Origin of the sequence: Paenibacillus sp. JCM 10914, from assembly GCF_001315105.1 — a bacterium.
GTDB lineage: Bacteria > Bacillota > Bacilli > Paenibacillales > Paenibacillaceae > Paenibacillus_AQ.
The window spans coordinates 224,759-244,885 of record NZ_BAZR01000002.1 but is presented as its reverse complement, the minus strand read 5'-3'; the positions used below and the strand labels follow the sequence as shown (position 1 = coordinate 244,885).

At 50.2% G+C, this 20,127-nt stretch carries 20 protein-coding genes and 2 pseudogenes; 2 read left to right on the top strand and 20 right to left on the bottom strand.

Annotated features, from left to right (window positions below; all coding sequences use genetic code 11):
- The first annotated feature begins 62 nt into the window (after positions 1-62).
- Positions 63-917, top strand: coding sequence for an SDR family oxidoreductase (locus JCM10914_RS04525; RefSeq protein WP_023957928.1), 855 nt, complete (start codon positions 63-65; stop codon positions 915-917).
- Between the two features lie 129 nt (positions 918-1,046).
- Here JCM10914_RS04525 and JCM10914_RS04520 read toward each other — a convergent pair whose 3' ends face one another.
- The 16 genes and pseudogenes from JCM10914_RS04520 to JCM10914_RS04450 all read right to left on the bottom strand — a co-directional run bounded on the left by JCM10914_RS04520 (position 1,047) and on the right by JCM10914_RS04450 (position 15,064).
- The gene (locus JCM10914_RS04520) at positions 1,047-1,787 is read right to left on the bottom strand and encodes a lactate utilization protein (RefSeq protein WP_023957926.1); all 741 of its coding nucleotides are present in this window, start codon (positions 1,785-1,787) and stop codon (positions 1,047-1,049) included.
- Positions 1,780-3,297, bottom strand: a complete 1,518-nt coding sequence (locus tag JCM10914_RS04515; RefSeq protein ID WP_023957924.1) for a LutB/LldF family L-lactate oxidation iron-sulfur protein — start codon at positions 3,295-3,297, stop codon at positions 1,780-1,782. The genes JCM10914_RS04520 and JCM10914_RS04515 overlap by 8 nt, the downstream gene beginning before the upstream one ends.
- Positions 3,284-4,021 carry a (Fe-S)-binding protein gene (locus tag JCM10914_RS04510; protein WP_023957922.1) on the bottom strand — a complete coding sequence of 246 codons (738 nt, stop codon included), beginning with the start codon at positions 4,019-4,021 and terminating at the stop codon, positions 3,284-3,286. Before JCM10914_RS04510 ends, JCM10914_RS04515 begins: the two co-directional genes overlap by 14 nt.
- A gap of 41 nt (positions 4,022-4,062) precedes the next feature.
- Positions 4,063-4,839, bottom strand: a complete 777-nt coding sequence (locus JCM10914_RS04505; RefSeq protein ID WP_023957920.1) for a DeoR/GlpR family DNA-binding transcription regulator — start codon at positions 4,837-4,839, stop codon at positions 4,063-4,065.
- Positions 4,840-4,874: 35 nt separating this feature from the next.
- A pseudogene (locus JCM10914_RS04500) lies at positions 4,875-6,334 on the bottom strand (rhamnulokinase family protein).
- 36 nt (positions 6,335-6,370) lie between these two features.
- Positions 6,371-7,627: an L-rhamnose isomerase gene (gene rhaA / locus JCM10914_RS04495; protein ID WP_023957914.1), complete on the bottom strand. Its 1,257-nt coding sequence runs from the start codon at positions 7,625-7,627 to the stop codon at positions 6,371-6,373.
- A gap of 122 nt (positions 7,628-7,749) precedes the next feature.
- Positions 7,750-9,815: pseudogene (locus JCM10914_RS04490) on the bottom strand (bifunctional aldolase/short-chain dehydrogenase).
- 256 nt (positions 9,816-10,071) lie between these two features.
- The gene (locus tag JCM10914_RS04485) at positions 10,072-10,338 is read right to left on the bottom strand and encodes a DUF4176 domain-containing protein (RefSeq protein WP_023957904.1); all 267 of its coding nucleotides are present in this window, start codon (positions 10,336-10,338) and stop codon (positions 10,072-10,074) included.
- A gap of 6 nt (positions 10,339-10,344) precedes the next feature.
- Positions 10,345-10,545 (bottom strand): hypothetical protein, encoded by a 201-nt coding sequence (locus tag JCM10914_RS04480; RefSeq protein WP_023957902.1) that lies wholly within the window; start codon positions 10,543-10,545, stop codon positions 10,345-10,347.
- Between the two features lie 17 nt (positions 10,546-10,562).
- Complete coding sequence (locus JCM10914_RS04475; protein WP_023957900.1) at positions 10,563-11,429, bottom strand: WXG100 family type VII secretion target; 867 nt, start codon at positions 11,427-11,429, stop codon at positions 10,563-10,565.
- Between the two features lie 205 nt (positions 11,430-11,634).
- Positions 11,635-11,982: a hypothetical protein gene (locus tag JCM10914_RS04470; RefSeq protein ID WP_036716984.1), complete on the bottom strand. Its 348-nt coding sequence runs from the start codon at positions 11,980-11,982 to the stop codon at positions 11,635-11,637.
- Positions 11,983-12,071: 89 nt separating this feature from the next.
- Positions 12,072-12,863, bottom strand: a complete 792-nt coding sequence (locus JCM10914_RS04465) for a peroxiredoxin (RefSeq protein ID WP_231638487.1) — start codon at positions 12,861-12,863, stop codon at positions 12,072-12,074.
- 23 nt (positions 12,864-12,886) lie between these two features.
- Positions 12,887-13,150 (bottom strand): hypothetical protein, encoded by a 264-nt coding sequence (locus tag JCM10914_RS29690; RefSeq protein ID WP_023957895.1) that lies wholly within the window; start codon positions 13,148-13,150, stop codon positions 12,887-12,889.
- Positions 13,151-13,270: 120 nt separating this feature from the next.
- Positions 13,271-13,624: an acylphosphatase gene (locus JCM10914_RS04460; protein WP_052019616.1), complete on the bottom strand. Its 354-nt coding sequence runs from the start codon at positions 13,622-13,624 to the stop codon at positions 13,271-13,273.
- 237 nt (positions 13,625-13,861) lie between these two features.
- On the bottom strand, positions 13,862-14,515 hold the full coding sequence (locus tag JCM10914_RS04455; protein WP_023957891.1) for an HAD hydrolase-like protein: 654 nt from the start codon (positions 14,513-14,515) through the stop codon (positions 13,862-13,864).
- Positions 14,516-14,542: 27 nt separating this feature from the next.
- The gene (locus JCM10914_RS04450; RefSeq protein WP_023957888.1) at positions 14,543-15,064 is read right to left on the bottom strand and encodes a GNAT family N-acetyltransferase; all 522 of its coding nucleotides are present in this window, start codon (positions 15,062-15,064) and stop codon (positions 14,543-14,545) included.
- A gap of 172 nt (positions 15,065-15,236) precedes the next feature.
- Here JCM10914_RS04450 and JCM10914_RS04445 point away from each other — a divergent pair, with 172 nt between their 5' ends.
- Entirely contained in the window at positions 15,237-15,902 is a 666-nt protein-coding gene (locus JCM10914_RS04445) for a pentapeptide repeat-containing protein (RefSeq protein ID WP_023957886.1), read from the top strand.
- 53 nt (positions 15,903-15,955) lie between these two features.
- Here JCM10914_RS04445 and JCM10914_RS04440 read toward each other — a convergent pair whose 3' ends face one another.
- The 4 genes from JCM10914_RS04440 to JCM10914_RS04425 are packed head-to-tail and all read right to left on the bottom strand — an operon-like array spanning position 15,956 to position 20,110.
- Positions 15,956-17,062: a Gfo/Idh/MocA family protein gene (locus JCM10914_RS04440; RefSeq protein ID WP_023957884.1), complete on the bottom strand. Its 1,107-nt coding sequence runs from the start codon at positions 17,060-17,062 to the stop codon at positions 15,956-15,958.
- Between the two features lie 20 nt (positions 17,063-17,082).
- The gene (locus JCM10914_RS04435) at positions 17,083-17,814 is read right to left on the bottom strand and encodes a ThuA domain-containing protein (RefSeq protein WP_023957882.1); all 732 of its coding nucleotides are present in this window, start codon (positions 17,812-17,814) and stop codon (positions 17,083-17,085) included.
- A 45-nt stretch (positions 17,815-17,859) separates the two neighbouring features.
- A complete protein-coding gene (locus JCM10914_RS04430; RefSeq protein ID WP_023957881.1) occupies positions 17,860-19,020 on the bottom strand; it encodes a Gfo/Idh/MocA family protein in 1,161 nt (386 codons plus the stop codon).
- A 31-nt stretch (positions 19,021-19,051) separates the two neighbouring features.
- On the bottom strand, positions 19,052-20,110 hold the full coding sequence (locus tag JCM10914_RS04425; protein WP_036717072.1) for a LacI family DNA-binding transcriptional regulator: 1,059 nt from the start codon (positions 20,108-20,110) through the stop codon (positions 19,052-19,054).
- Positions 20,111-20,127: the final 17 nt, after the last annotated feature.

The window sequence follows — 20,127 nt, the reverse complement described above, 5'->3', positions numbered from 1 at the left end:
TATTTCATGTTACGCTAATTAAGGAAAGCGGTTGCATTCTGAGAATCAAAGGAGAGAAGGACATGGGGCTGTTTGCAGATCATTTACTTCAGGACAAAGTCATATTGATTACTGGTGGAGCTACCGGGCTTGGTCGGGCCATGAGCGAGAAGTTCGCCCAACTCGGTGCGAAGATTGCCATGTGTGGACGCCGGGCAGAGGTGTTGGAACAGACCGCGGCGGAAATGAGCCAGTTGGGATGTGAGGTGTGGTATCACACCTGCGATGTGCGCGACCCTGCTCAAATCACACAGTTCATTGATGCGGCAGAAGCACATTATGGCACAATTGACGTACTGATTAACAATGCAGCAGGTAACTTTATAAGTCCGACCGAACGTCTTTCCCCCCGGGCTGTGGATGCCGTGCTCAACATTGTGCTGCACGGCACATTCTATATGACGCTGGAAGTGGGCAAGCGTTGGATTCAGCAGCAACGGGGTGGAACCATGCTCAATATCGTTACGACCTATGCCCAAACCGGATCCGGGTATGTCGTTCCATCCGCTGCGGCCAAGGCCGGCGTACTTGCCTTGACCCGCTCTCTCGCAGTCGAATGGGCGCAGTATGGGATACGTCAGGTCGCGATTGCACCCGGACCGTTTCCAACAGAAGGTGCATGGTCCAGACTCTCGCCTACGCCTGAGCTGGAGCAGACGATGATCGAGCGCATTCCGCTTCGCCGGGTCGGCAATTCCGAAGAATTAGCCCATTTGGCGGCGTATCTTATATCGGATTATGCCGGTTATATTAACGGTGATGTGATCACGATCGATGGCGGGGAGTGGCTTCAGGGCGCCGGTCAATTCAACGACTTGTCCAGCGTAACAGGCGAGCAATGGGATCATCTCGCCCAGATTACCCGAAAAGGTAAATAATCTTGATCGATTAAATCTACTTATATTTAAATGTAATAAGATAACTCAAATGAACCCCCTCCTCGTCGACAGCCAAGCTGCACAGAAGGATGGGGTTCAATATCATGAATAACACATGATAAGCAGTTCTCATGAAGAGACGGTATCCACCAATATGGCATACACAATACCTGGCCCGTGCACACCGATCGTCAGATCGTTCTCGATATCAGCCGAACGGCTGGGACCCGAGATGAAATGAATGCCGGCAGGCAACTGCTCCCGTCCGGCTTCATCCAATTGCACGAGGATTTCACCAAGCCGCGTTACCATCCGATCGAGCGGAATAATCGCCATGAGTACCGTAGGCAGCAAGCTTACAGACCTGCCTTTGCCTGACGCTGATTTAACGGTCATCGAGCCTGTGTAAGCTGCTGCATGATCTGCCATCACGACCCCAAAATCCGCTTTGGCGGCTACGGCTCGCCAATCTGTTACCGGGTTATCATTCCAGGTCAACACCAATGCATCTGGCAGTCGTTCCTCAAGCCTCAACTCGTCAAGCGCTTCCTCCTGCTGCCGCAGAATCGTTGCCGCACTCATCTCCAGTGCTTTGGAATGAATAAACGCGGACGCTGCTTCCAAATCACTAACGCGTACCACATGCCCTCCCGCTGCTTCGAAATTCGCTGTAAACTGGACTACCTTCTCCTCGGCAGACCATTCGAAGCTTTGCCAGAAGTCCGGCGCACCGCGGAAAGGATGGGCAGGCGCTTCGCGAACGCGTTCCCTGCCGAGCTTTGCCGCAATGCCGTTCATGAACGCTTCCTGCTTCCTACGCGATTGTTGCTCGAGTTGGATTAACCAATCGCCATGCTCTTGATTAGCCATCGCCGTTAACCCCCTTTCCTTCCTGCTGCCGTTTCCGCTCTTCCAATCGGTTGGTCAGATCAGGTTTCATAGGCTTCGAAGTCCTGCGGAGGTCTGCTTCCATCTCCGGCCACAGATCACGGAAGGACTGCTTGGGTATGCTCGGCGTCACCCGATAGGAATTCCAGCCTTTTAACGGCCCTAACTTGGTGCGGATCTCCCCGTTACGGACGACGAGCTTTTGTCCAAGCTTCCCGAGCGATAGTACGCTTCTGAAACGTTTAGAGTCTCCCATTACCGTAGAGAACCCGCGCATGCCCATCCCCTCAAGCTTGTCACCGCGACCCGCCTCGATCTTCCGCCGTCTCAAGTACACGAGCATATCATGCAGTGGAATCTTCACCGGACACGCTTCGTAACACGCTCCGCACAGGCTGGATGCGTTGGCGATATCGTCCCATTCGGCCACATTCTTGTTAAGGGCTGGCGTCAACACAGCTCCGATCGGACCACTATAAGTCCCGCCATAGGCGTGCCCGCCAATATGACGATACACAGGACAGGCATTCAGACAAGCACCGCAGCGGATGCAATTGAGCAGCTCTTGGAATTCGGGGTCGCCCAGCTGAAGCGAGCGACCGTTATCGATAATAATAATATGCATCTCATCCGGTCCGTCCGCATCCTGCTCTCTTTTGGGTCCACTGATTCCGGACATGTACACCGTCAGCTTCTGGCCCGTGGCTGATCGTGGAAGCAGAGTAGCCATTACTTCGAGATCTGACCAGGATGGAATGATCCGTTCCATGCCCATCAGGGTGATCTGCGTCTTCGGCACGGTGGTAACCATTCTTGCGTTACCCTCATTCTCGAACAAGACCATGGAACCTGTCTCGGCTATGGCAAAATTACAACCGGTCATGCCAATTTCGGCTTCAAGAAACTTCTCACGCAACTTCATTCGAACAAATCCAGCCAGCACGGCTGTATCTGGCGGCAAGGTCTCACCCGCTACTTCGGATAGCACCTCGGCAATCTGATACCGATTCTTGTGAATGGCTGGGATGATGATATGTGAAGGCGTCTCGTCGGATAACTGAATAATATACTCACCAAGATCGGTCTCCACGGCTTCTACCCCGATGGATTCCAACGCCTTGTTCAGGTGCAGCTCCTCGGATACCATCGACTTGGATTTCACGACGGATTTAGCCGATTTCCGCTCGGCGATCTGAAGTGATATCGCTACGGCTTCTTCCGCCGTGTCCGCGAAATGAACATGCACACCGTTCGCTCGCGCCTGTTCTGTGAATTGATCGAGGTAATAGTCCAGATGAGCGATCGTATGCAGGCGAATCTGACGCCCGCGCTCTCTCCAATCATCCCAGTTGCCGTGCTCCTCGGATGCCAGTTTCTTGCCAAGCCTCAGACGCTCTGTCGTGAATCGGACGGCCTTGCGAAGAAAATCATTGTTCAGCGCATCGCCTGCCCGCTGTTTGACGGTCTGCGCTTTCGTATCAGCTGTGTTCATGCCGGCTTACCCCCTCATACAGAAGCTCCGCCAGATGCATGACCTTCACCTTCTCACCACGATGGCGCAGGTTGCCAGCAATGTTCATCAGACAAGCCATATCGAGTCCGACGAGGACGGATGCTTCCGTTTCTAAGATGTGGTCGCTTTTCTCCGTAACCATGGCTCCGGATATGTCCGCCATCTTCACCGCGAACGTCCCGCCAAACCCGCAACAGTCTTCTGCAAAAGGCAATGGAACAAGTTCCAGCCCCTGTACCTGACCGAGCAGCTTCATCGGTTCATCCTTGACGCCAAGTAAACGGCTGCCGTGGCAGGAAGGATGATATGTGACCTTGTGCGGGTAAACCGCACCCACATCCGTAATTCCAAGGACATCGACCAGGAATTGCGTAAATTCATACGATTTGGCCTGCAGTGATTCGGCTTTCTTCAAATAAACAGGATCATCCTTAAATAACTCCGGATAATGATGGATCATATAAGTGCAGGACCCCGATGGCGAAACCACGAAGTCGCTCTGCTCGAATGCGTCAAGTATGGTTCTGGCACTCTTGCGTGCATCGTCCCAATACCCGCTATTATAAGCTGGCTGTCCGCAGCAAGTCTGTACATCAGGGAATTCGAGCTGCACGCCGTATTGGGCCAACAATCTCGCCATGGATTCAGCTACCCGCGGGAACAAGGCATCACTGAGACATGTGACAAACAATGAAATCTTCATTTTTTAACCCCCCGCTCTTCATATCATGCTGTTATCAAGCTTTATACAGAAGTGACGATGATCCCGAGCGCTCTGAACGGTGCTGCCTCTTCATCGGCCAATCTTCCATCGGTAATAATTAAGTCCACTTGGGACAGGTCGGCTACTTGCGTGAAGGCCTGCGTTCCAAATTTGCTGGAATCAGCCAGAATAATCGCTTTATCCGTCATTCCGATCATCTTATGTTTGATCCGCGCTTGAAGCTCATTAGATTCGCTTAAGCCACGGTCGAGATGCACACCTTTGCACGACAGAAAGGCTTTATCCACGTAATAGGCATCCAGTGATCGCTCTGCTAACGGACCCACAAAGGATAGGGAACGATGGGCTAATATTCCGCCTGTCGAGATGACCTGCACCTTTTCTTTGGTACTAAGCTCGGCGGCCACCTTTATGGAATTCGTCAAGACCGTGATCGGGATATCCGGAATGATCTTGGACATATACCACGCCGTTGTACTCGCGTCGAGGAGGATTCGGTCATGCTCGTGAATCAGTTTGACCGCTTCCTCCGCGATCCGCTGCTTCTCCGACGCATTCATGATTTCTCGTTCAGCATACGGTATTTCCGGCTGCGAGCGCTCTGAGTCCGGTTGATCCTTCACACTGACTGCACCTCCGTGCGATCGGCGCAAGCGTCCTGCATGCTCCAGCCTGTCAAGATCGCGACGAATCGTTTCCTCCGTCACCCCGCATAATTGACTCAGCTCAGAGACGCGAATACTCCCTCTTTCGTTGACCAACTGTACAATCTTCTCATATCGTTCTGCAACCAGCATGATACCGCCTCATCCTTAATATAATAAATTCCTTATTACGTTCTATCACCGAATAAACCATAGGCTTCATCCCATAAGCGGACATCTGCGGGTTCATACAATTTAATAGGAAAGGAGTCGCGAATGACCGCTCTAGCTTCCCATATATCCGACAGTTCGCCCTGCGCAATCCATTGGACGACCATATTCCCGATCGCGCTTCCTTCCGCGGGACCTGCCCAGACCGGCTTGCCAATCGCATTTGCCGTCCATTGACACAACGTTTCATTATGAATGCCGCCGCCTACCATATGCAAACCCCGGAAAGACTGTCCCGAGAGTTCTTCTGTCAACTCCAGCACCTGCCGATAGCGAGAGATAGGCTCTCCAGAATACAGCGGACAATGGCTGCAGGCGTCTCTGGGACACGTTGATGAGTCTGGGCAGCATATTCCTTGATTCGCTTGGGCATGTTGCCCGCAGGCAAGAACAGCGGGTCGTCCGGGTCAATGAAACAGGCAAATGCCGGTTCTGCTTCCGCCATCATAACCAATTCCGGATAGCTGTACAATAGTCCTTCGCGTTCCCAGGTATGCTTACATTCCTGCAAAATCCATAGCCCCATGATATTTTTGAGCAATCGATACGTACCATAAGCGCCGCCTTCATTCGTGAAGTTCAGTTCCTGGGCACGCTCGTCTAAGACAGGTTCGGCAACCTCCGTTCCCATCAGGGACCAGGTCCCGCAGCTTAGATAAGCGAACGAGCGCTCTAGAGCCGGTACCGCCACAACAGCAGATGCAGTATCATGCTCCGCAACCGTGTAGATCGGAGTAGACGGAATGCCAAGCTCCTCCGTAATGGAGGAACGCAGAGAGCCCACCATGGTCCCTGGCTGAACGACAGACTGAAAGAGGCGTTCTGGAATATTCAGCGATTTCAGTAGATGATCGTCCCATTGCGCCGTTACCGGGTTGTACAGCTGTGTGGTTGTGGCATTCGTAAATTCGTTAGCCATCTCACCTGTCAGGAAGTATCGAAGCAAATCCGGAATCATGAGCATGCGATCCGCTTCTCGCAGCAGATAAGGCTTATGCCGCTGAAGGGACGCAAACTGGTAAATCGTATTAAACGGGAGAAACTGTATGCCCGTTCTTCTGAAGATCTCTCCCGAGGACAGCTGCCCTACCACATGCTCCATTAGACCATCGGAATGTGTATCACGATAATGATACGGGTTCATTATCAGCTCTCCGCCCGGGTCAATCAACCCGAAGTCGACAGCCCAGGAATCGACGCCGATGCTGGCAGGCTGAACATTCTGCCCCTTTGCCTTCAGCAGTCCTTGCTTCATCTCGTGAAAGAGACGCAATATATCCCAATGCAAACGGTCTCCGATTCGAACCGGGTCATTGCTGAACCGATGGATTTCCCTTACCTCGATCCGCCCTTGGTTCAACTCCCCCAGCATCGCCCTGCCGCTGCTTGCTCCCAAATCGAATGCAAGAACGCTCAACCGCAACACGCCCCCCTCTGACTTTGAATATGGTCCTTAACGCTTGATTAATACTTCCTGCTCATAGGATTTAACTTCAGCCAGCCATTCTTCTCTGACAGGCACACCTGTACGCTCGCAATAATAATCCCAGATGGCGCCAAACGGATAGGATTTGAACTCCTCGGTAAGTGCAAGGCGAGTGGTGTAATCCCCTTCGAGCTCAGCCTGCTTCAATAGTGCTACAGGTTCCAGCTTGGCGCGCAGCAGTGCCTTAATCGTATTCCGTGTTCCGATAACCCAGGCCGCGATTCGGTTTATACTGGCATCAAAAAAATCCAACCCAATATGGGTTTGATCAATCAGATTATGGCGTACAAGCTCGCGCGTAATTTCAATAAGCTCATCATCCATAATAACAACATGATCGCTGTCCCACCGCATCGGACGGCTGACATGCAGCAGAAGCCCCTCCGTAAACAAGGCGAGTGATGACAGCTTACCGGCTATGCTCTCCGTCGGATGGAAATGTCCCGCATCCAGACAGATCAGCTTATTATTCTTCATACCATAACCCATGTAAAATTCATGCGATCCTACCACATACGCTTCCGAACCGATGCCGAACAACTTGCTCTCTACTGCATCAAGGTTCCATTTCGGATTGATCTCCTCGGCAAAAATCTCGTCCAAGGCATCCTTCAATCGTTGTCTTGGCGCCATGCGGTCAATCGGATTATCCTTGTAGCCATCCGGAACCCAAATATTCGTTACACAGGTCTGGCCGAGTTGTTCGCCGAAATAGGCTCCGATTCGGCGCGAGGCTTTACAGTGATCGATCCAGAATTGACGGATCTGTGGATCGGAATGGCTCAGCGTGAAGCCATCTTTCGACTTATCATGGGAGAAACACGTTGGATTGAAATCCAGGCCAACCCCTTGTTCCTTGGCCCAATCTACCCATGGTTGAAAATGCTTCGGTTCCAGTTGATCCAAATCGACAGCTTCTTCCGTGTCCGCATAGATGGCGTGAAGACTTACTTTGTGTGAGCCTGGAATCAATGACAGCGCTTTCTCTAAATCGGCGCGCAATTGCTGCGGCGTTCTTGCTGCTCCTGGATATTCACCCGTTACAGAGATACCGCCCGACAATTCCCGCTCTTGAAAGAGAAAGCCCTTAACATCGTCGCCTTGCCAGCAATGGATGGAGACTTTGATCTGCTCCAGTTCATCCAATACTTGATCCACATCGATACCGTGTTGTTGATATAGCTTCTTCGCTTCTTCGTAGTTCCTGACTACATCCTGTCTCATCTCGAAACCTCCCGCTTGGAATGAGGATGGCCGGGCGAAAGAGCCCAGCCTCATCATTCGAATTAGATTATCATGTAGGGTATAAGGACATCTTCATACGATCAACATAGCTGATACTGATATTAGCGAGTAAACGCGGCGGGAACACCACCATCAATCGTTAACATACAGCCTGTTGTCTTTGCCGATTTCGATGAAGCAAAGAAGGCAATTCCTTCTGCGATATCCTGCGGATAGATATTCACCAGCAACGTAGTGCGCTTACGGTAGTGCTCCTCAAGCTGATCCGGTTCGATACCGTACGCAGCCGCACGTTCGTTTCTCCAATTAGAATTCCAGATCGCCGAGCTTGAAGAATCGCATCCGGCAGAATCGTATTCACCCGAATACCATACTCTCCGCCCTCGGCCGCGATGCAACGTGCCAAGTGAGCTTCGAGTGCTTTGACCGAGCTGTACGCGGTCACGTTCTTGCCAGCATAGACAGAGTTCTTCGATCCGACGAAGACCATGCTGCCTCCGAATGCTTGCACTTTCATCATTTTGAACGCTTCCCGGGCAACGAGGAAATAACCAGTACCCAGCACGTTGATGTTCATGTTCCATTCTTTCAGCGTCGTTTCGTCGAATGGACTTGAGGTGGCAAGACCTGCATTGTTGACGATAACATCGACACCGCCGTATACTCGTGCCGTTTCAAGGTACGCGTGCTTAACCGCTTCTTCATCCGTTACATCCATTTTTACTGCATACGCGCGGTTGTCGCCGAATTGCTCGTTAATTTCCTTGGCGACCTGCTGCGCTCCTTCCAGATTAAGATCGGCCAGTACACATGTGCGCCTTCGGCTACCAGTCTTCTTGCTGTAGCACTGCCAATGCCGCCTGCTCCACCTGTAATAAAAGCAACCTGACGAGAGAATTCGGCTTCCGCAGGTGCCAGCGTCAGCTTATACAGTTCAAGCGGCCAGTATTCCACATTGTACGACTCGTTCTCACTAAGCGATACGAAATCGCCAAGCGCCGTTGCTCCGCGCATTACAGCGATCGCCCGATGGTATAGCGCACCACTAACCTGCGACATAGCCCAGCTCTTACCGGTATTGATCATGCCAATACCTGGTATAAGTATAACGCGTGGTGCCGCTTCGAACATGACATCGCCTTCGTGGCGGTTCCGTTCGAAATAAGCCTGATATTGTTCTTTGTATAAAGCGATGCCCTCCACCAATTTGCTGCGAAGACCTTCCACATCATCTGCATTCGGCGTCCAATCGATGAAGAGCGGAACGACTTTCGTGTGAACGAGATGGTCCGGACAAGCTGCACCGATTTGTGACAACTGCGGTGATTGGTGACCACTTACAAATGCCAGCACATCTTCCTCGTCATCAAAGGAGAGGATCATCTTCTTTACATCGCTGACAGCTCCGCGAATCGCTGGCATGACTTCAGCAGCAATCTTGCGGCGCACATCGGATGACAACGGAGCGTGCTTCACACCACCGAACAGCGTTTCTTCATTGACTCTCGCTTCAATAAATGCCTCCGCTTCACTGATGATACGAATCGTCTGAGCATAACAAGCCTCCGAAGTATCGCCCCAGGTAACAAGTCCATGCTTCTCCATCAAGACAAGTTCTGCATTCGGATTGGCTAATACGCCTTCGGCAATCATCTTCGACAAGGTAAATCCAGGCCTTACATAGGGCACCCATACAAAGCGGTCAGCGAAAATCTCTTGGGCCAATTCCTTACCGTTATGAGCGCAGCATAAGCTGATAATCGCATCAGGATGCGTATGATCGACATGAGCATAAGGCAGAAATGCATGCAGCAGTGTCTCGATCGAAGCACGCGGATGCTTGGAGTCGACCATACAGTGACCAAGGTAAGCTACCATCTCTTCATCCGTCATGGATTCCCGTTCAAATAATGGGCGGATATCTTCCATCCGTAGTCCCGTGAAATTACCGGCTTTCATTGTGGCCAGATCCGATCCGCTTCCTTTCACGTACATCACTTCTACATCCTGACCGCGGAAGTCTTTGATGACGGCCTTACTCGATGTGTTGCCCCGCCCAATTGCATACCCGGCGATCTGTACCAATCAAATTCGAACGATACACCAATTCATCCAGTGTGTTTGACGCTTGTTGTGCCTTCGCTTGTTCCCATAAGCTCTGAACCATGAAGTTTCACCCTCCGATTGTCTACAATGATTTGCTTTCATTTGATTACCATCATAACACGCCCGTTTATGTTTGAATACAACTTTATCAAAAATAAACACAGATTTGTATTCGTTTTCAAACCTGTACTTTCGCGTATATTCAATAAAAAAGCAGTTCAATCAAGGGTTTATCCCTCATTGAACTGCTTATAAATGACAAAATTATGATTCCGTGACGCGATCACCTTCCATCTGATCGACCTTCCGGATACCTTCTACGAGCGCATCACGAAGGTAACTTCCTCTTCATTGACATAACCCATAAATACAATGTCTGAGATATCGTTATGATTGAAGAAGATATTGGAGTCTTTTGTCAAGTTACCATGTGGATAGAAACAGGCGACATAGTCCCATCGCTTCCGCGTGTTTGAATCATTCTGCATTCTTCCATATATCATTAATGTTTGATCCCAGTCCTTGAATTTAACAACGGAGCCAATCGGCAGCAGTTGTTGTTCTTGCTGTGCTGGTTGTTCCATTCTTCTTCAACTCCTTAACCATTTATGTCCAATCCAGTGGACGACCCATACCACAATAGGAACCGCGATCAGATAGGTCAGACAGACGACCGCCTTTTCTCCTGCGGAATACTCCGTATTCAGCAAATTAGGGATCACGGTGCCAAATACACCTACAACGCCAATGATTATCATTATGTATTTAAATCTCTTCTGCTTGTCATTCATGGCGCGTTCCCTCCTTATTACTTAATCGATACGTTGCCGCCTAATCCGAACAGACCGATGCCTGGACCTAGCGGAACGTGGAAGCTGAGTCCATTCTTCCCGACCTCGGCGGAACCGCCAACTACTCCCAATGATGCAGAACCGCCAACATTAAGGGATTTATCCGTGAACGGCAGCGGAATGCTTACGCCGCCTTCGTACTTGGTCAGTGTCGCCTCCGCACCCACGCTTAAGGACCCATCCTTAATGGATGCACCAACCTCAGCATTGAACACACTCACCGAACCGTTCACGTAATCATTACTATAGCCCGCATCGACTACAGATCCGCCAACCTCGACGCCTTCCATCAGTCCTGCACTTGCATAACCTGAGAATGCATTGGCATACAGACCATTCTTACCGTTGCCAGCCACGCTTCCCTCCACTTCAACTCCCTCCATGGCTTTATTCAGCAATGAATCGGATGAGTCTGGCTTGGCTGGATTTGAAGTTGCCGTTGTTGTGTGCCCGTTATTTTTCGTTCCAGTTCCCTGACCCAGGCCGCCAGCTAAGCCCGTTCCCGCCAGGATACCGGAACCTGCGGCTAATCCACCCACAACCGCACCGTTCACCGTTTCGTCGGCAGTACGAAATTTAACTGAGATTTGCTTCAGCTCTGTCGATATCTTCTGCAAACTCTCCACATATTGCAGCATCGTCGATCTCGCCTGCTGATAATCGCCGTAGAACCGCTCTCGCGTCATCCCCTGCCATTGGCCCTCCATCTCATGAATGCTGCGCTGCAACCGATCAACCATCTCGCGGCCGCTTGCACCCGATTGTGCAAATTGTGCTGATACCTGTTCCAAATGTTCTGGTGTGACCAATATACGTTTGGACATAGAAACAAAACGCCCCTTTCTAGTAAAACCGTAAACATATTAACCAATCCAGCCAATTCCTAAACACATTTTTCCATAAATACGTGCCCGGCAGAAGCCCAGTTCCATATCAGTAAACAAAAAAAAGAGACAGGGAGCCAGAGAAAGCATCTCTGGGTCCTGTCTCTTCTATTAAAAGCAATGATTGCCTAACCTTCGCGCAAGCTTAGATGAAGAGGAACGGAATCAGGAATAACAAAGCAATCGCTTCCCAAGCAATGACGTTGCGTCCCCAACCATATCCGTATCCTCCGCCATATCCGCCATATCCCCCATAACCGTATGGTCCAAATGCGGACGTCTTGGCAGACTTTGAAGGTTTCTTTCCCTTTTTGCCTTTAGTAGACAACGTATATGCAGTACCATATCCACCATACCCAAAATCCATTTCAAGGCCTTTATCGGATACACCGCGAATCGTACCCACAACCTCTCTTCCATCATGCATGACTGCACATATGGATTTACCGACATAACTTCTGCAGCCATCTGCCGAAACTGGTAATTGGTGCACTTTTCTTCCCCCTTCCAGCGTTTGTGTATTATATTCCCGCTGGTAGGATGTCGGCAGAGATATATGTCCACCTTGCAAAAAATCCGCGCTTAACCGTCGTGGTTCGTGGCTTTGCGAACGGCTCTAATCATGCGATCCTCATCAATGGCACCTTGAAATCTCTCCGAAATAATGCCGTCCGGTGAAATCGCGTACGTTGTGGGATAAGCCACGACATTATACAGCGCCGTAGCCGAACCCTGCTCGTCATAAACGATGGGGAAGGTCAAACCATGATCCATCGCAAACGTCTGGGGGTCTTGTGGACTCTTCTCCAAATGGGTCATGTTAACCGACAGAATGACTACGTCATCCTGCTTATATTTTTCATAGAAATCCTGCATATAAGGCATCTCGACCTTGCAGGGCGGACACCAAGAGGCCCAAAAATTAAGCAGTACGGTCTGCCCCTGATACTGAGACAAGCGAATATCATGCCCTGCTTGATCCTGCAAGATAAAGTCTGGCGCTCTAAGCCCTGGCTTCAAACCTTCCGCAATTTCCTCGGACGACAGACGATGGCCCTGATTCGATGCGTTTCGGTCCAGGGTAAAATCAACAACCACCCAGGCAAGCAAAGCTGCCATAACGACAACCACTGCTTTATTTCGCCCAAGGCCGAGGGTTAAGAATTCGGACAACGGTTTGTTGAACTGCATCCAAGCCGTGATCAGCAGCAAGAGGAACGCGATACCGAGGATAAGATGCCAGGCGCTTCCCCCTTCAGCTCCCACTAACGACTGGAACAGCAACCAACTCAATCCAAACGTCAAGCCAGCAATCCAAGCTGATTGGGTCCAAATGGTAATAAAGTTCCGATTCCGGTTCAAACGCCATGCCATATAGATGAAGCCAACTGTAACCCCTAGCCATATTCCTTGATGCCTCCCGTCATATACAGGAGTGACGTCGGGTTCTGCCAGGTGCGAATCGGATCAAATACAAGCATGCCAAACTTCCAGCACACAAAGCCGATCAACAATGCATTCACATAAAGATCCAACATCCATGGCTGCTCTGGCAGTTGACGAAGCCGCAGACGTAGCACAATGTAACCGGCCAGTGCGCATACGAGAAACACCACAATGTCCGCTCGTATCATAAGGGGGCCGATCGAAATGATGCTCAATTTGATACCTCCTTAGAAAGGATTTATCCTGTTTCCATTCGAACTACCTATAGGGGTATATTGCTTCTATCATATCTTTTCCTCATCACACTGTAAACCTCAAGTCATTCAGTGAAGCACCTATTCCGCTATCGCAAAGCTATCTTCATCCAATTTATTGGGCAGATCGGTAATCGTCTTGTTCTGAACGGACGCCCTTTTCAGTGAACACATGCACTGGATCAGAAAATCAATCTGCGACTCTTCCCCTTGCAACTCTGCTTCTACGCTTCCATCCTTCAAATTCCTTACCCATCCCGTTAACTTCAGTCTGCGGGCAATGCAATCCAACTCCATGCGAAACCCTACCTTTTGCACCTTCCCGGCAAAGACTACCTTCTTTCTGACAACGCGGCTGGATGTAAAACTCGGAATCGATATACGTTTGGCATGCCAAAGCACATATCCATTTCTTAATTTCCGCAAAACACTCACGCGTGTGTTTCCCCCTTTTAATACGTAACCGTACAATGAATAACGATCAAAGCAACTCTTCAGTCCATTTACAACGAGTTGCCCTTGTTATAGTGAATAAAGACCAAGTGCTGCTAACACTCGGCCCCTACAAATTAACGGTAGCTATATTTTACCTGTATTCCCCTCTACGTACAAGTGTTCTTATTATGACAGTTTCCCAGGTCTTATTACCAACGATTATGAGTTTATAACCGTTCATTCAACCATGAATATGGATATTAATTCATGTAAGTCATCGATAACGATGTCAGCATGCAAAAGTTCATCTGCCTGTGCATAATCAAAATTGCATCCTATCGCAACTAAGCCATTATCTTTAGCCGCATTGATATCCGAGAGACGATCCCCTACCACGGCTCCATGGGTAATACCGTACTTTTCGATGATGGTCATAACCAGTTCCGATTTATTCAACGATTCGATCTGCTGGATACTAAAGGTTTCCGTAACCCAATGATTCAAATGATAATAATCCACAATTGCAGCTAAGTAATCCTTTAAGCCATTACTTGCTATGAACACGGCAATCTTGTTCCTGGTTAGGTAATCTAATACGAGCTGAACATTAGGATACAATGCTCCTCTTCCAGCCCGTATATTATCGATTAATCTTTCAAGAAAAAGAGCATCCATTCGTTCCCTTACTTCAATAGAATGATGGGGCAACAAGGCTTCCCATACTTTGGGCAAAGGCACTCCCATAATTTCACGGTACTTTTCAATCGGGGCTTCTTGATCCCATTCATTCAAAGACTTCAAAACATTGAAGGTATCTACGAGCGAAATCTCCAAAATCTTGTCTGTTTGAAAAAGCGTACCATCCATATCAAAGATAATTGACTGCACCACTAATGTTCTCCTTTTCGCTTTGATCTCCTAATCACCTAGCTGATCCAGATCATCCCATACAAGCGCAATTTCGTTATGGGTACGGCTGCCGATCACGATTTCTTTGCGTTCCCGTTCCTGCCCGCCGAGATGCCGATAGAATTGTTCCGCCTTGTTGCCTTCGAGCACCCACACCATCAAAGCCGTATGCCCATGGGCAAGCAGGAATTCCTTCATCCTGGCAAAAAGCTGCCGCCCGACCCCCTGCCCTTGGGCTGCTTCGAGCAAGTAGATTGCATACAACTCCCCTTCATGTGGAAGCTGACGCTCCCGCTCCGGTCCGTATGTCATGAATCCACAGATATCGTCATTCTCATCAGTCACGACAAGAACCTGCTCACGCTCGGGCAGATTATTAAGCTTCCAGCGCCATCCTTCTTCCCTCTTCGCGGCTTCCAGCGAGTCTAAATAATCATTGTCCACGATCCCCTGATATGTGGTTCTCCAGCTATTTACATGCACGTGTGCGATGCCTTTGGCGTCTTCGATTACAGCCGTTCTAATCTGCATAAAGTGAATCCTCCTGCTAACATTGATAATTACACATATTCGCGAGGTAATGGCATGATCCTGCTTATTTCAACTTACCGGACAAGTTAAAGTGAGCATGGTATACTTTGATATAGCTTGTTCATGTAAAGGTTCTAATCGTAACTACGAATTTGTCTGGAGGGTTACAATCATGACTTCCACCGCGACTGACATCAAACCTGTAAAATTAATAAAGCCAAAGCTGCCCAAGCAATTGGAGCCTGTTCAGCTCTCCGCGTACCCCATCGATGACGAAACGGCAATCACCCAATCACAGTGCCAAGACGAGACGATAACGGATGTTACTGCTAACAAAGTGCTGTTTGACCAGACGGTGTTCAACAACGTAACGTTTCAGCAGGTTTCCTTGCAGCATGCCGAGCTCACTGATGTTGTCTTCAACCACTGCGATCTGTCGAACGTAGATTTCAGTGAAGCCATTCTTTATCGGGTCCAGTTCCATCATTGCAAAATTATCGGGATCGACATGACCGCGGCCACGATGCGCAACGTCTTGTTCCATCATTGCGCCGGCGACTACGCAACATTCCGATTCGCCAACATGAAGCAGGTTGCCTATCACAGCACCTCACTGCTCAAATCGGATTTCTATCACACTGAACTGGCGAAGGTCGAATTTCCAGAATGTATGATTGACCAGGCACAATTCTCTGGCACCAAACTTGCCGGCGTTGACCTGAGTCGAACCGATTTTCATAACCTTGGCGTTACGCTGGAGGATCTGCAGGGGTGTATTATCTCTCCTTCCCAGGCCATTCTCTTCACCAAAGTGTTCGGCCTTGTCGTGAAGGAATAGAACAATAGGCTTTCCCCAGGAAACCGGGGAAAGCCTATTTGTATTTCTATATTCTATTGATCCAGCGTATACTTCGGCAAGTCTTGCGGAAGTGGTGCAGGCGCTGCGCAAGTACTGCTCATCTCGTACTGCTTGCCTTGATCAGAAGCGTCATGGAAGCCCCACATGGCTTCTAATACGTGGTAAGCCAACTCACCGCTCGCCCGGTGCGGACGACCGCTGCGGATCGCATAGGCCATATCCGCCGGACCGATGCCTCTGGTATTCTCATGATAGCCTTCCAGCAAAGGTTCTTCGATCCAATCATTCTCGCCCAGCAATCGATATTTCACAGGTCCGCCGAAGGAGTTCGGATCTGGTACGAGCATGCTGCCCTTGGTACCGTAGATTTCGATTGGAGGCAATGTGCTTCCGCCGAATACGTCAAAGCTGGTGATCATCGTACCGATCGCACCGCTTTCGAATTGCATGAGTCCCGCAACATGCGTCGGAATATCGACCGGTATCTTCTGCCCATGCTTCTTCTCGCTCGTGATCGTGCGCTCCGCAAGCGCCGTTCCCGTCATCCCGCTGATGCTGCGGATCGGACCGAGCAGTTGAACAAGCGCAGTTAAATAATACGGTCCCATATCAAACATCGGTCCGCCGCCGGCAGCATAATAGAACTCCGGATCCGGATGCCAATGCTCATGGCCTCTGCTCATCATAAATGCTGTAGCCGCTATCGGTGTTCCGATCCGATCTTCCTTAACCAGCTTCAGCGCGGTCTGAATTCCCGCACCAAGGAACGTCTCCGGTGCGCAGCCAACCAGAAGGCCTTTCTCCTTGGCTAATTTGAGCACGGCCTCCCCTTCCTCTCTCGTCACTCCAAGTGGCTTCTCCACGTAGACGTGCTTACCCGCTTGAAGCGCCTCCAGCATGATTCGCGCATGAAGTGCAGGTATCGTCAGGTTAATCACAAGTTCGATCTCAGGATCCGCCAACAGCTCTTCGGTTGTATATACGTTCGGAATATTATACATCGCAGCTTGCTCTTCGGCACGCGCACGATCGATGTCAGCACACGCCGTCAACTCAAGAATATCGAACTTATGACAATTCTCCATATAAATGCCACTGATCTTCCCGCAGCCGATAATACCAACCTTAACCTTTTTCATCTTCCTCAGATCCCCTCTGCTTATTGACTGTCTCCCATGCCGGTATACCCTTGTCCTTCGGTGAACACATTCATATCCGATCCCGCGTATAATGTCTTGCCTTCCGCTGCCCAGAGCAAGCCTCTGCGCATTAATTCCTTTACTTCCGGCATATCCACGATATCGGCATGATGACCGAGCGCGTTATAATACACTCTTCCGTAACCCCAGCGTTTGGTCCACACGACCGGCATATCCACCGCTTTGTTCAAAATATGCGGCCCTGCCGTTACCGGAAAGCGTGTTGTCGCCAGCACTTCCACCGCAGGATCCACGTGCAGATAATACTGCTCAGACGCAACTTGGAAATCCTGCATGTTGTCTACCAGCGGGCTTGAGCTCGATTTAATCTCAACCTTGTATTCCACTCCATCGTTCCCTGGATGCGCTACCCACTGTCCGCCCGTCATGAACTGCCAGTCAACGTTATTGCGGAAGGAATCACACATTCCGCCATGACAGCCGGCTAGCCCTGTTCCGGCTTGTACCGCCGCTGATACGTTGGCTACCTGCTCATTAGAGATCTCGCCCATGGTCCATACTGGCACGATGAGATCCAGACCCTTCAACTTCTCACCATCATTAAATGCATCGAGTGTATCGGACACTTCAACCTCGAACCCGGCAGCCTGCAGCAAACCCTCAAAAATGGCAGCCACCTGTTGCGGTTCGTGACCATCCCAGCCGCCCCATACGATAAGTGCTTTTTTCATGTGTATAACCCCTCTCTCCACGTGCCTTAGACATCTTCTGTTGTCTTACATTTCCGATAATTGAACCCAACGACGTTCTTCAATCGATTTATCCACGGCTTCCAGCACGGCCTGACATTTCACGCCGTCTTTAAAGCTAGGAACCGGCTGTCTTCCTTCAGAGATCGCATTGACGAGTTCCAACACTTCATGAATGAAGGTATGTTCGAACCCGATCGTATGTCCCGGCGGCCACCATGCCTCCATATAGTCATGGACCGGATCCGTTGCCAGCACCCGGCGGAAGCCCTGTACGTCTTCGTCATCGGATGTGAAGTAAACCTCCAACTCATTCATGCGTTCGAAATCAAACTTCACACTGCCCAGACTGCCGTTGATTTCGAAGGAATTGGTGCTGCGATGACCTGCCGCAAAGCGAGTTGCCTCAAAGCTGCCAAGTGCACCGTTCTCGAAGCGGGTCATGAACAGCGTCGCATCGTCCACGGTCACCTTACCCTTCGGCCCATCATGACTGCCTTTTGCACTCAAGCCTGTCATTTCGCTCGCAATCGGCCGCTCTTTGATGAACGTCTCACTCATACCGATGACCTCTTGCATGTCGCCTACCAGATAATGGGCAAGATCGATCAAGTGAGCACCCAGATCGCCATGAGAACCGGAACCGGCAACTTCCTTCTGAAGGCGCCAGACAAGCGGGAACTGCGGGTCCATAATCCAATCTTGCAGGAACCACGCCCGGAAGTGATAGATTTGACCAAGTCTTCCGCTATCAATCAGCTTCTTCGCTAGTTTGACAGCAGGTGAGAATCTATAATTAAATCCGACCATGTGCGTCACGCCAGCTTCTTCGGCAGCCTGAAGCATTTCCCTTGCATCTGCCAAGGACAACGCCAACGGCTTCTCACAGAATAGGTGCTTGCCTGCCTTGGCTGCTGCAATTGCAATCTCCTTATGCGCGTCACTTGGGGCATTGATATCAATCAGATCAATATCCTCCCGTGCAATGAGCGCCTTCCAGTCGGTTACGCTCTCATTCCAACTCAACTGCTCCGCCGCCGCCTTCACCGCGTCCTCATTGCGACCGCAAATAGCAACCATCTCAGGCTTCATAGCCTCAGGGAAAAACATCGGCAGACTGCGGTATGCATTACTGTGCGCCTTGCCCATAAATTTATAACCAATCATTCCAACGCGTAATTGCTTCATCTTTCGTTCCTCCTCGTCGTTTCGTCACTAGTTATTTTCGATTCAGCGAAGATGCTCGGATAACCAATCGGGTGGGGAGTTGACGATGAAGTGGCTTCTGTAGCTGCGAGCCTTCTTCCTTTATAGCCGCTTCCGGTTGCCCCAACCTGTGCAACACATGTTCAGCAGCGAGGCAGCCCAATTCATAGAAAGGCACGCGAACGCTTGTTAATGGCGGCGTGCTGAGCTCAGCTGCTTCCGAATCATCATATCCGACGAATGCTGGCATGTCTGATTCAGCGACCCCGCACATGCGGAGACCTTGCTGTAATCCGATCGCCATACGGTCGTTGGCGGCAAAGATCGCGTCAATTCGATCAAGCTTGCTCACCATATGCTCGGCAGCAGCGATTCCACTCTTGCGGCTGAAATTACCCTCGAACAACAAGGGATCCTCCTGCTGCAATCCTGCTTCAGTCAGAGCCCGAACATAACCCTCCATTCGATCCCTGCTGTTGGAATACTCAGGAGGACCGTTCAAGAAGGCGATTCTCTTGAAGCCTTGTTGAGTTAGATGTCGTACAGCTTGATAACTGCCCTCCACATGATCCGCATCGATGACATGAAAGGATTCGTTCTCAAAGCGCTGATTAATGAGGCAATAGGGATGTCCAGCCTCGGCCATGGCCTTGATGGCAAGCCGCTCTTCCTCTTCTTCCCTCGCTCCGAGAATGATGCAGCCATCCACCTTCTGCGTGCGGAACAGATTCAGATAATCCATCGAACCGCCAGGTTCGCGAAACAGCATGAGCAAATCCACCTTGCTCTCCAGCGCTTTGCTGCCGATCCCGCTTAGAATTTCTGAGAAATAATAAGCGGAGAAAATCCGAGCCTTCGGCAAATAAGGCATAACAACGCCCAAGTTGCCGCTTCTTCGTCGTGCAAAACTACGCGCAAGCGCACTCGGAGTATACCCAAGCTGCTGTGCAGCTTCATTTACACGTCGTTTCGTTTCTTCCTTAATCGGTCCAACCCCATTAAGCACACGGGATACGGTCGCTTCTGATACACCGGCAAGCTGTGCCACTTCCTTGCGACTAGCTATAATAATCACGCCTCCTGCAATTT

Bases quoted from the DNA above. Each gene is read 5' to 3' on its own strand.
- JCM10914_RS04525 (WP_023957928.1), top strand. From the start codon at position 63: ATGGGGCTGTTTGCAGATCATTTACTTCAGGACAAAGTCATATTGATT.
- JCM10914_RS04520 (WP_023957926.1), bottom strand. From the start codon at position 1,787: ATGGCTAATCAAGAGCATGGCGATTGGTTAATCCAACTCGAGCAACAA.
- JCM10914_RS04515 (WP_023957924.1), bottom strand. From the start codon at position 3,297: ATGAACACAGCTGATACGAAAGCGCAGACCGTCAAACAGCGGGCAGGC.
- JCM10914_RS04510 (WP_023957922.1), bottom strand. From the start codon at position 4,021: ATGAAGATTTCATTGTTTGTCACATGTCTCAGTGATGCCTTGTTCCCG.
- JCM10914_RS04505 (WP_023957920.1), bottom strand. From the start codon at position 4,839: ATGCTGGTTGCAGAACGATATGAGAAGATTGTACAGTTGGTCAACGAA.
- rhaA (WP_023957914.1), bottom strand. From the start codon at position 7,627: ATGAGACAGGATGTAGTCAGGAACTACGAAGAAGCGAAGAAGCTATAT.
- JCM10914_RS04485 (WP_023957904.1), bottom strand. From the start codon at position 10,338: ATGGAACAACCAGCACAGCAAGAACAACAACTGCTGCCGATTGGCTCC.
- JCM10914_RS04480 (WP_023957902.1), bottom strand. From the start codon at position 10,545: ATGAATGACAAGCAGAAGAGATTTAAATACATAATGATAATCATTGGC.
- JCM10914_RS04475 (WP_023957900.1), bottom strand. From the start codon at position 11,429: ATGTCCAAACGTATATTGGTCACACCAGAACATTTGGAACAGGTATCA.
- JCM10914_RS04465 (WP_231638487.1), bottom strand. From the start codon at position 12,863: ATGGCATGGCGTTTGAACCGGAATCGGAACTTTATTACCATTTGGACC.
- JCM10914_RS04450 (WP_023957888.1), bottom strand. From the start codon at position 15,064: ATGCAGATTAGAACGGCTGTAATCGAAGACGCCAAAGGCATCGCACAC.
- JCM10914_RS04445 (WP_023957886.1), top strand. From the start codon at position 15,237: ATGACTTCCACCGCGACTGACATCAAACCTGTAAAATTAATAAAGCCA.
- JCM10914_RS04440 (WP_023957884.1), bottom strand. From the start codon at position 17,062: ATGAAAAAGGTTAAGGTTGGTATTATCGGCTGCGGGAAGATCAGTGGC.
- JCM10914_RS04435 (WP_023957882.1), bottom strand. From the start codon at position 17,814: ATGAAAAAAGCACTTATCGTATGGGGCGGCTGGGATGGTCACGAACCG.
- JCM10914_RS04430 (WP_023957881.1), bottom strand. From the start codon at position 19,020: ATGAAGCAATTACGCGTTGGAATGATTGGTTATAAATTTATGGGCAAG.